This window comes from Xanthomonas sp. 3058 (assembly GCF_014199765.1).
Taxonomy (GTDB): domain Bacteria; phylum Pseudomonadota; class Gammaproteobacteria; order Xanthomonadales; family Xanthomonadaceae; genus Xanthomonas; species Xanthomonas campestris_B.
Genome location: NZ_JACHOF010000011.1, coordinates 117,864 through 128,539 on the forward strand (window position 1 = coordinate 117,864; position 10,676 = coordinate 128,539).

6 protein-coding genes and 1 pseudogene are annotated in these 10,676 nt (G+C 63.7%); 3 read left to right on the forward strand and 4 right to left on the reverse strand.

Features of this window, described 5'->3' with window-relative positions:
• Positions 1–189 precede the first annotated feature (189 nt).
• Together GGR61_RS14495 and GGR61_RS14500 are read right to left on the reverse strand one after the other, a co-directional pair.
• On the reverse strand, positions 190–2,202 hold the full coding sequence (locus tag GGR61_RS14495) for a M13 family metallopeptidase (protein ID WP_184406744.1): 2,013 nt from the start codon (positions 2,200–2,202) through the stop codon (positions 190–192).
• Between the two features lie 171 nt (positions 2,203–2,373).
• Positions 2,374–4,482 (reverse strand): M13 family metallopeptidase, encoded by a 2,109-nt coding sequence (locus GGR61_RS14500; protein ID WP_184622209.1) that lies wholly within the window; start codon positions 4,480–4,482, stop codon positions 2,374–2,376.
• Positions 4,483–4,597: 115 nt separating this feature from the next.
• Here GGR61_RS14500 and GGR61_RS14505 point away from each other — a divergent pair, with 115 nt between their 5' ends.
• Entirely contained in the window at positions 4,598–4,777 is a 180-nt protein-coding gene (locus GGR61_RS14505; protein WP_184622211.1) for a hypothetical protein, read from the forward strand.
• A 103-nt stretch (positions 4,778–4,880) separates the two neighbouring features.
• Here the strand turns inward: GGR61_RS14505 and GGR61_RS14510 are convergent, their stop codons facing one another.
• Positions 4,881–6,983: a M13-type metalloendopeptidase gene (locus tag GGR61_RS14510; protein ID WP_184622233.1), complete on the reverse strand. Its 2,103-nt coding sequence runs from the start codon at positions 6,981–6,983 to the stop codon at positions 4,881–4,883.
• A 354-nt stretch (positions 6,984–7,337) separates the two neighbouring features.
• Here GGR61_RS14510 and GGR61_RS14515 point away from each other — a divergent pair, with 354 nt between their 5' ends.
• Together GGR61_RS14515 and GGR61_RS14520 are read left to right on the forward strand one after the other, a co-directional pair.
• Positions 7,338–8,933: an NAD(P)/FAD-dependent oxidoreductase gene (locus GGR61_RS14515; protein WP_184622213.1), complete on the forward strand. Its 1,596-nt coding sequence runs from the start codon at positions 7,338–7,340 to the stop codon at positions 8,931–8,933.
• A gap of 100 nt (positions 8,934–9,033) precedes the next feature.
• The gene (locus tag GGR61_RS14520; RefSeq protein ID WP_184622215.1) at positions 9,034–10,014 is read left to right on the forward strand and encodes an IS5 family transposase; all 981 of its coding nucleotides are present in this window, start codon (positions 9,034–9,036) and stop codon (positions 10,012–10,014) included.
• Positions 10,015–10,523: 509 nt separating this feature from the next.
• On the opposite strand, the pseudogene GGR61_RS14525 reads toward GGR61_RS14520, so the two are convergent.
• Positions 10,524–10,676: pseudogene (locus GGR61_RS14525) on the reverse strand (IS5 family transposase); the annotation flags it as partial.

The window sequence follows — 10,676 nt, forward strand, 5'->3', positions numbered from 1 at the left end:
GGCACGAGGGCTGGCCTGCGCTTGCGCGGTGAAGCGGATCCGTGGCGTCGGGTAACGCCTCATCGCGCACTGGACCGTGTGCGGATCAGCCGCGGCGCTGCGAGGTAGAGCCAACGCGAGCGACAGACAAAAAAAGAGCGCGGACGCCGCGCTCTTTTTTTATTGCCGATACTGATCCGGTGTCAGAAATCAGCGCCAGACCTTGATCTGCTCGGCATCCACACGCTGCATCGGCTGGCCCGGCTTGCAGCTGAAAGCGGCACCGAACTCCGGCAGGTTGGACAGCGGGCCGTTGGTACGCCACTGGCCCGGCGCACGGATGTCGGCGCTTGCACGCTGCACCGCTTCGTTCGGCGACAACTGCTGTGCCCACAAGCCGGCCCAGGCAGTGAAAAACGCCTGCTTGTCGGCTTCGGTTGCCGCCGGCTGGGCCTTGCTGAAGGCCTGCCAGGCCAGTTCGACACCCGCCAGGTCGGCCAGGTTTTCCTCGGCGGTCTGTGCGCCGTTGACCTTGACGTTGGGCACGCCCGGATACGGATACGCCGCGAACTGACTGGCCACCTTGCCGGTCAGCAGCGTCCAGCTGTTCTTCTCGGCCGGCGTCCACCAGCTGCGCAACTCGCCCTTGGCATCCACCAGCGAACCCTTGGCGTCGATGGCACGGGTGATTTCGTGCGCGACCAGCGCGCCGTATGCGCCGTACTGCGCGGCCGGCGTGCCGCCGCTGGTCAGCACCGGCGGCTGCAGCACCGCGGCGGTGACGATCAGGCGGTTCTGGGCGATGTCGTAGGCCACCGCCGGCTGCTGCGGCAGCACGTCCCAGCGACGGTCCGCGTTGCCCTTGCCGATGCGCTTCATTTCCTCGCGGTGACGCCAGGTCGAGGCGATCAGCATATTGCCGCCGAAGCTGCCACGGCCCATCGGCTGCACGGTGTAGTCCAGATCGCGGCGCGGTGCGCCGACTTCGATCTTCATCGCAGCCAGCTTGGCCTTGGCTTCGGCGATCACCTCGCCGTTGCCCCAACCGGTACGCTCCAACGCGGCCAGCTGCGCGTCGCGCACCTGATCGGCGATGGCTTCGGCCTGGCGGCGGTTGTCGCTGCTCAGATAGCGCGCCACGTATTCGCGACCCAGCATCGGCCCGGCAGCGATGTTGATCGCGTCCAGCACCTGCTGCCAACGCTGCGGCGGCAACGCGTCACCACGCAGCAGGCGGCCGCGGAACTGGTACTCGGCATCGCTGAAGCTCTTGGACAGGTACGGCGCCATCGCATCGCCCACGCGCCAGCGCAGGTAGGCCTTCCACTGGTCCGGCTTGATGCTGACGATCATGCTGTCGAGCTGCTTGAACATGGCCGGGTCGGCCATCGACACCAGGTCGTCCTTGACGCCTTGCGCTTCCAGGAAGTCGGCCAGGCGCAGGTTCTTGTACTGCTTGGTCAGCTCCTTGGTGGCGATCGGGGCGTAGTTGTTGAACGGGTTGTTGATGCCCTGCACCGACTGCGCGCTACGTGCCAGCGCGGTTTCGATCTGCAGCACGGAGGCGGCATCGGCATCGAGCTTGTCGGCCGGGGTGCCGGTCAACGCCAGCACCTGCTTGACGTAGGCGCGGTAGCGGCCCATCAGCGCCTGGGTGTCGGCATCGGTGCGGGTGTAGAACGCCGGATCTGGCAGGCCCATGCCGCCCTGCATGAAGTAACCGATGTGACGGTCGAGCGCCTTCAGGTCCACGTCCGGGCCGAAGTTGAAGCCGACCGGGATGCCGACCTGATGCAGCGCGGCGATCGAAGCGGGCACATCCTTGGCCTTCTTGATCGCGTCGATGCGCGACAGCAACGGCGCGATGGGGTTGGAGCCGTCTTTTTCCACTGCCGCCTCGTCCAGGCCGCTGGCCCAGAAGTCGCCGAGCAGCTTCTGCACGTTGCCTTGCGGGGTCTTCATCGCCGCGTCCAGCAGCTCGCGCTGCTGCGCCAGCGCGCGTTCGGACAACTGGCCCAGCGCGGTGACCGCACCGGCCTGCGGCACCGGGTTGCTCTTGAGCCAGCCGGCGTTGGCGTAGTCGTAGAAATCGGAGCAGGCGGCAGGCACGGCCGGTGCCTTGGGGGCGGCCTTCTTCTTGCGAGCGGCGTCGGCGTCGGGGGCGGACAGCAGCGTGATCAGGCTGAAGCCAAGAGCGAGGGCAAGCGGACGAATGGTGGGCATCGAGAAGAAGGGTGGCCAGAGTGAAGTCGGCGGAGTTTAGCAAGGCTGCGCGTCGTGCAGGCGGGCATTGACCGCCGGTTGCCCTCGGTGGGCACCGCTTGCATGAACGCGACAGGCCCGCGGGTGCGGGCCTGTCAGGAGCGCAAGGGAACCGAAAGCGCTTGTGCCCGGCTACCAGATCACCACGCGGTCCTTGTCTGCGCGCACCATCGCATCGCCGGGTTTGCACGAAAACGCGTGCGCAAAGGCCGGCATGTTCGATGGCGCGGCAATGGCGCGCAGATTGCTGGGCGAATGCGGGTCAGATGCCAGATAGACCCGCTGTTGCTGCTCGCGCACCTGCTCACGCCAGTTGCGCGCAAAACCCAGGAAGAACCGTTGCTCCGGACGGTATCCATCGATCGTGAGCGTACGCTCGGGATGCTGATGCAACGCCGTTTGCAGCGCATCGTAGGCGACATTGATTCCGCCAAGGTCGGCGATATTTTCGCCCAGGGTCAACCTGCCATTGACGTGCAGCTCGGGGTGGCTGGACAGTGGCACGTAGGCATCGAACTGTTTGACCAAGGTGTCGGCGCGTTGCTCGAACGCCTTGCGATCAGCGGGCGTCCACCAGTTGACGTTGTTGCCGCCGCCGTCGAATTGCCTGCCCTGGTCGTCGAACCCATGGGTGGCCTCGTGCCCGATCACCGCGCCGATGGCGCCATAGTTCACTGCGTCGTCGGCATCGGCATCGAAGAACGGAGGTTGCAAGATCGCGGCCGGAAAATTGATGGTATTGGTGCTGGGGCTGTAATACGCATTGACGGTCTGCGGCGACATCGCCCAGCGCTTGCGGTCGGTTGGCTTGCCGATCTGCGCGATGTCGTAGTGGTAGTTGAACTTGGCTGCGGCTTGCAGATTCTGGTAGTAGGCGCCCGGAACGATCTCCAGCCCCGACCAGTCGCGCCAGGTGTCGGGGTAGCCGATGTTGGGCAGGAACGTATTCCACTTGGCGATCGCCTTGGCCTTGGTTTCGGCGCTCATCCAGTCGACATTCTCGATGCGTTGCTTGAGCGCGTTGCGCACGTTGTCGACCAGTTCGGTGGCGCGCTGTTTTGCTTCGGGCGTGAACACCTTGGCCACGTAGAGCTGACCCAGGCCTTCTCCCATGACACTGTCGACTGCGCCCAGGACGCGCTTCCAGCGCGGCCGTTGTTCCGGCTGCCCGGACAGCGCCTTGCCGTAGAACGCGAAGTTGTTGTCGACGAACGCCTTGCTGAGGTGCCTGGACGCCGCATCGATGGCGTGGAAGCGCAGATAGGCCTGCCACTGGGCAATCGGTGCACTGGCCAACTGCCGGTCGAACGCTGCAAAGAAGCGCGGCTGCGACAGCGAGAACCCGGTGCCGATGTCCACGCCTTGGGCGGCGAAGAATGTCTGCCAGGAAAAGTGCGGCGTGAGCTTGTCGGCCTGTGCAAGGCTGACGAAGTGATACTGGTTGTCGGGTTGGCGTGCGTCGGTGGGAGCAAGCGATGCGGCGGCCAGTCGCGATTCCAGTGCCATCACGTCCTTTGCCTGCACCTTGGCCGCATCGGCACTGCTGCCGGTGAGCTCGAACGATTTGATGATGTAGGCCAGATACGCCTCGCGGATGGAGGCATGCTCGGGGGCGGTGTAGTAGTCCTTGGTCGGCAGGCCCAACCCGCCTTCGTTGGCAAAGGCGATCTGCTGCTGTGCATTGTGGAAGTCGGCACCTGCACCGAACTCGAAGACGTTGCCATCGCCTTGTGCATACCGCTGTGTGATGTAGTCGGCCACATCCTTGCCGGATCTCAACGCGGCAATCGCATCCAGTTGCGCACGGATGGGGTGATCGCCCGCCGCCTCGATGGCGGCTTCATCCATGCCGGAGGCGTATAGCAGCCCCAGCTTGCGCGCGAGCGGATCGGCCTGTGTTTGCGCCTGTTTTGCTGCATCTTCGACAATCTGTCGCTGAGTAAGCAGGCTCTTCTCGGCCAACACATCGAACACGCCCCAGCTGGTGCGGTCTGCGGGAATGGGGTTGGCTTTCTTCCACGGACCGTTGACGAAGTCGTCCAGGTTCTTGCACGCGTTCGTGGTCTGATCCAGCTCGCTGATGTCGAACGCCGGCGTTTCCGGTGTTGCAGATGGCAGCGCAGCTGTCGGTGCAGGCTTGGCAGCATCTGTCTGTGCGCTGCTGTCGTCGGGCGCGCGTTTGCAGCTTGCCAGCGAGACGATCAATGCCAGGGCGAGCGTAGAAGTCTTGAGGGATGACATGGACGTCGGCCGCAGAGAAGAACGTCGAGCATAAGCGGACGCTGCCTTGCGGACGTACGTGTTGAGCTTTGTTGAGGCTTGAATTCAAGCTGGGTGTGGCTGGTAGGAGTCCTGCGTGGCGCCGGATATCTGGTGGACGTCACGAAGGACAAAAACCGGCGATGCGGGCGCGCAGACGGCGTTGTTGGCGAAGTACTTGTGGCATCGTGACATGACCGAAGCGACTACGTGTTACTGCATGCCTGAGGACGGTGCCGCGATGCAGCAGGCAAGCTGCGCGACGCAGCTGGATTGACAGGCATCGCACACTGAAAAAACTGCAGGCTGCCGCAAAAAAAAACGGGCGACGATCCACTGATCGCCGCCCGCGTCTTTGAAACCAGTGCGCTATCGCGCGATTACCAGATCACAACCTGCTGATCGCCCTGGCGCACCATGGCATCGCCCGCCTTGCACGAGAACGCGGCGGCGAATGCCGGCATGTTCGACGGCGCGCCGATGGCGCGGAAGTTGGCTGGTGCGTGCGGATCGGTCTTCAGGCGCACCACCAGTTCTTCCGGGGTGAAGTTGCGGCGCCACACCGTGGCCCAGTTCAGGAAGAAGCGCTGGTCGCGGGTGATGCCGTCGGTCTTGGGATCGTCCTTGCCGGCGGTGGCGGTTTTCATCGCGTCGTAGGCAGTATTGAGGCCGCCCAGGTCGGCGATGTTCTCGCCCAGGGTCAGGTCGCCCTTGACCTTGTCGCCGGCCGGGGTGCGATAGCCGTCGAACTGCGCGACCAGCTTGCCGGTGCGCGCCTTGAACGCGTCCAGATCCTTCTGCGTCCACCAACCCGGATCGGCGATGAAGTTGCCATCGGCACCGAAGCGGCTGCCCTGGTCGTCGTAGCCGTGGGTCATCTCATGGCCGATCACCGCGCCGATGCCGCCGTAGTTCATTTCTTCCGGTGCATTCGGGTCGAAGAACGGCGGCTGCAGGATCGCAGCCGGGAACACGATCTCGTTCTGCAGCGGGTTGTAGTACGCATTGACCGTCTGCGGGCTCATGCCCCATTCGGTCTTGTCCACCGGCTTGCCGATCTTGGACAGGTTCCACTTGTAGTTGTACTCGGTCGCCGCCATCACGTTGCCCAGGTAGCTATCGCGGCCGGTGGTCAGACCGTTCCACTCGCGCCACTTTTCCGGGTAGCCGATCTTGGGGGTGAAGCTTTCCCACTTGGCGATCGCCTTGGTCTTGGTCTCCGGGCTCATCCAGTCGAGCTTTTCGATGCGGGCCTTCAGCGCGGTACGCAGGTTGGTCACCAGCGTTTCCATCTTGGCCTTGGAATCGGCGGGGAAGGCGACCTTGACGTACAGTTGGCCCAGCGCCTCGCCGGCCTGACCGTTGATGGTGGCCAGCACCCGCTTCCAACGCGGCTTGATTTCCTTCTGGCCGCGCATGGTCTTGTTGTAGAACGCAAAGCTCTCATCGACGAACGGCTGGCTCAGGTACGGCGAGGCGCCATCGACAGTGTGGAAGCGCAGGTACGCGCGCCAGATCGCCGGATCGGTGTCGGCGATCATCTTGCTCACTTCCTGGTGGAAGGCCGGAATCGCCAGCGAGAACATCTCCGGCGTGGCCACGCCCTGCGACTTGAAGAACTCGGTCCACGACCAGTTCGGGGTCAGCTTGTCGGCGTCGGCCGGGGAGATCGGGTTGTAGGCCAGCGAGGCATCGCGCGACAGCTGGGTGCTGGTCTTGGAGACCTTGGCCAGGCGGGTTTCGAAGGCGACGATCTGCTTGGCCTGCGCGGCGGCATCGGCTGCGGCGACGCCGGACAGTTCCAGCACCTTGGCGATATGCGCCTGGTACGCCTCCAGCTTGGCTTTGTTGCCGGCGCTGGTGTAGTACTCCGGATCCGGCAGACCCAGGCCGCCCTGCATGGCGTAGGCGATGTTCTGGCTGGACTTTTTGAAATCCGCCTCGGCGCCGAAGCTGAAGAGCTCGTTGTTGCCCTTGGCGGCGCTGCTACGCAGATAGTCGACCAGCTTGGCCTGGTCGCTGATGGCGTCGATCGCAGCCAGTTCCGGCTTTAACGGCTCGATGCCCTGGGCATTGATCTTGGCCTCGTCCATGCCGGTGGACCACAGGTCGCCGACGATCTTTTCCACGCCGGTGGCACTGGTGTCGGCTGCGGCCTGTTCGGCCAGCTGCTGCTGGATCGCGTTGGAACGCTCGTCGAGCATCTCGAATGCGCCCCAGCTGGTGCGATCGCTCGGCACCGGATTGGCGGCCAGGAACTTGGCGTTGGCGTAGGCGTTCAAGTCGGTGCAGGCATTACCGTTGGCATCCAGGTCGGCCGCGGTGAACTGGTTCACCGCCGGTAGCTTGCTCTGGTCCAGGGTCAGGGTCTTGGGTGCGGCGGGCGCGGCCGCCGCGGTATCGCCAGCCGGGGCCGCAGGTGCGGCGTCATCGGACTTCTTGCAACCGCTCAGCGCGGCCGCCACGGCCAGGGTCAGCGTCAATAGATGAGGTGTTCGAATCACAAAGGCTCCAGGAGCAACAGTCGATTGGGGAGCCCCGTCACGGGGCCGTGGCCGGCACTCTACGCCTCGCCAGCCGACAGGCATGGTGTCGAAGGTCATGGGTGCGGGGTGTGTAGAAGCGCTGGCTTGGTGGTGCTCGTGGTTGCGGCAGTCTTGCGCGGGCGGCGATACGCAGGGGCACTCCGGCGTCTTCTGGCCCCGGGCGCTGCGGCTCCGTGCCATGTTCGTGGTCACTACTTGGCCCGGCCGTCGATGCTTATCTGCCGATAGCGATCGAGGTGGCCGCTAAGGCCCGAATGGTCCAGCTGTGCAAGCGGTGCTATATACGGTTGCATGTCTACCGCTTCCCAACCGTTGGACGCTTTGATCATCGGCGCCGGCCATAATGGCCTGGTATGCGCTGCGTATCTGGCCCGGGCCGGTAAACGCGTGCTGGTACTGGAGGCGCGCGACGTGGTTGGCGGCGCAGCGGTCACCGAAGAATTTCATCCCGGATTTCGCAACTCAGTGGCGTCCTACACGGTGTCGTTGCTGCAGCCCAAGGTCATCGACGATCTTGCGCTGGAGCGGCACGGGTTACGCGTGGTGGCGCGCCGCATCAACAACTTCTTGCCGCTGCCCACTGGCGAGTACCTGCTCGCGGGTGCAGCGCGCACCGCTGTGGAAGTGGCCAAATTCTCCAAGCGCGATGCCGCTGCACTGCCAGCCTATGAAGCGCGCCTGGAGCAACTGGCCGATGTCTTGCGTGCGCTGGCCTTGCAGCCGCCACCGGATGTCACCGATGCCGGATGGCTGCGTGCGTTGCCGCAGCTGTGGCGTGCGGGCAAGGTGGGATTGCAACTGCAGGAATTACCGCTCGCGTTGCGGCAAGACCTGCTGGACCTGTTCACCATTTCGGCCGCCGAGTATCTGGATCGCTGGTTCGAAAGCGCACCGATCAAGGCGCTATTCGGCTTCGACGGCATCGTCGGCAACTACGCCAGTCCGTACACGCCGGGCACCGCCTATGTACTACTGCATCACGTATTCGGGCAGAGCAATGGCGTCAAGGGCGCATGGGGTCACGCCATCGGCGGCATGGGCGCCATCACCCAGGCGATGGCGGCCAGTGCGCGCGACTATGGCGCGCAGATTCGGACCGGCTGTGCGGTGGGGCGGGTGCTGGTGGAACAGGGACATGCGGTGGGCGTGGTGACGGCCGATGGCGAAACGCTCCGCGCGCGTGCCGTGGTTGCGAACGTCAACCCGAAGTTGCTCTACCAGCGCTTGATGCGAGCCGAGGACGTCCCGGAGGCCACGCGCGAACGCATCGCCCATTACCGCTGCGGTTCGGGCACCTTTCGCATGAACGTCGCACTGTCGCGTCTTCCCGATTTCACGGCGCTGCCCGGCGCTGGCGATCATCTCACTGCCGGCATCATCCTGGCTCCGAGTCTGGACTACATGGACCGCGCCTGGCAGGACGCACGCGCATCGGGATGGTCGCGCGAACCGGTGGTCGAATTGCTGATACCCAGCACGCTGGACGACTCGCTGGCACCGACCGGCCAGCATGTGGCCAGCCTGTTCTGTCACCACGTTGCACCGCAACTTCCCGATGGCCGGCACTGGGACGATCATCGCGAGGAAGTCGCCGATCTGATGATTGCAACGGTCGAGCGCTATGCGCCAGGATTCGCCGCATCGGTAGTGGGCCGGCAGATCCTCAGCCCCCTCGATCTAGAGCGCATCTTCGGCCTGATCGGCGGCGACATCTTCCACGGCGCGCTCAGCCTCAATCAACTCTTCAGCGCACGCCCGATGCTCGGGCAGGGCGCGTATCGCGGTGCGGTGCCGGGTCTGTATCTGTGCGGGTCCGGGACGCATCCCGGCGGCGGTGTGACCGGAGCGCCCGGACATAATGCGGCGCGGGTGATTTTGGGTGGGTGATGCCTATTGCTTAAAACACGCGCCCCCCGCGAGCTAAGGAATCTCTGAACAACGCACCACAGATACGCGACACTACCCGCCTGATGTTGAGGAGTGATCCATGCAACTGACGTTCGGTGACGCTGAGGGCCTGGGCAAGCGCAAGCAGACCCGGCGCGAGATCTTTCTGGCCGAGATGGAGCAGGTGGTTCCGTGGCAGCAACTGCTCGGTCTGATCGCGCCGCACTATCCCGTGTCGGGCCGGCCAGGTCGGCAGCCGTACGCACTGGCGAAGATGTTGCGGATTCATCTACTGCAGCAGTGGTATGCGTTGAGCGATCCGGCGATGGAAGAAGCGCTGCACGAGATTCCGACCTTGCGGCGTTTTGCCCAGCTCGGTGGCTTGGACGACATTCCCGACGAGACCACGATTCTCAACTTCCGGCGCCTGCTGGAGACCCATGGCCTTGCCGCGCGGATGCTGGAAGCCGTCAACGCGCATCTGGCGCGCAAGGGCCAGAGCCTGCGGTCGGGCACGATCGTCGATGCGACGCTGATCGCGGCGCCCAGCTCGACCAAGAATGCCGATCACGCGCGCGACCCTGAGATGCATCAGAGCAAGAAGGGCAATCAGTGGTATTTCGGGATGAAGGCGCACATCGGGGTGGATGAATTTTCCGGGTTGGTGCACCACGTCCATTGCACAGCCGCCAATGTCGCCGATGTCACGGTGACGCACACGTTGCTGCATGGCAAAGAAGACAGCGTGTTCGGCGACAGCGGCTACACCGGCGCGGACAAACGCGAAGAACTGCAGGCCTGCAAGGCTGCATTCTTCATCGCCGCCAGGCCCTCGACGATGCAAGCCCTCGGCAACAAACGCGAGCGTGCTCGGGAAAGACGTTGGGAACACTTCAAGGCCAGCGTGCGCGCGAAGGTGGAGCATCCATTCCGGGTGATCAAGCGCCAGTTCGGCTACACCAAGGTCCGCTATCGCGGCCTGGCCAAGAACGCCGCGCAGGTGCTGACCTTGTTTGCGCTGTCGAACCTGTGGATGAAGCGAAAGCAGTTGATGCCTGTCGTGGGGGCGGTGTGCCTGTAACCCGGGCAACACCCTGCAAACGCGCCGGAAACGGCAAAAAATCGAGGATCTGAGCGCCGTCAGCCTGGCCGATGTGGTTAGGCTCATCCTCCGATGCCGTTGATCAGACCATCCCTAAGAAAAAAAGGCCCCGAGAACCAAGGCCTTGGAGCAATGCATTACCTGATTAGCCGTGTCTATCAGGCGGCTTATCGCTATCGGCCTGCAGACGGCGCTATTTGTCCTGAGGTTTTCCACGGTGCCTGCTGTCTGCGATGCTTACGCGGGTGCTGGCCCGACTTTTTCCAGCCAAGAACTTATCGCCGTATTAAGTTAGGCTGTTTAGGGAAAAGCGCGGAAGTGCTATAGCTGACGGTCAGGACTAATCAGATGCAAGTGGACTGGCCGCAGCTAAGGAAGGTCTGAACAATGAGGCCTGAGAGTGCGGGATGTCGCATCGTTCCGGAGAGTCGCGTTTGGATCTTCGGATTTTTCGCAATTTCTGGAGCTTTCCTTGGGAATTCCCCGGGTTACAGGCGCACGCTCCCCATCGTCGGCAGTAACTGCTTTCGCTTCATCCACAGGTTGGACAGCGCAAACAAGGTCAGCACCTGCGCGGCGTTCTTGGCCAGGCCGCGATAGCGGACCTTGGTGTAGCCGAACTGGCGCTTGATCACCCGGAA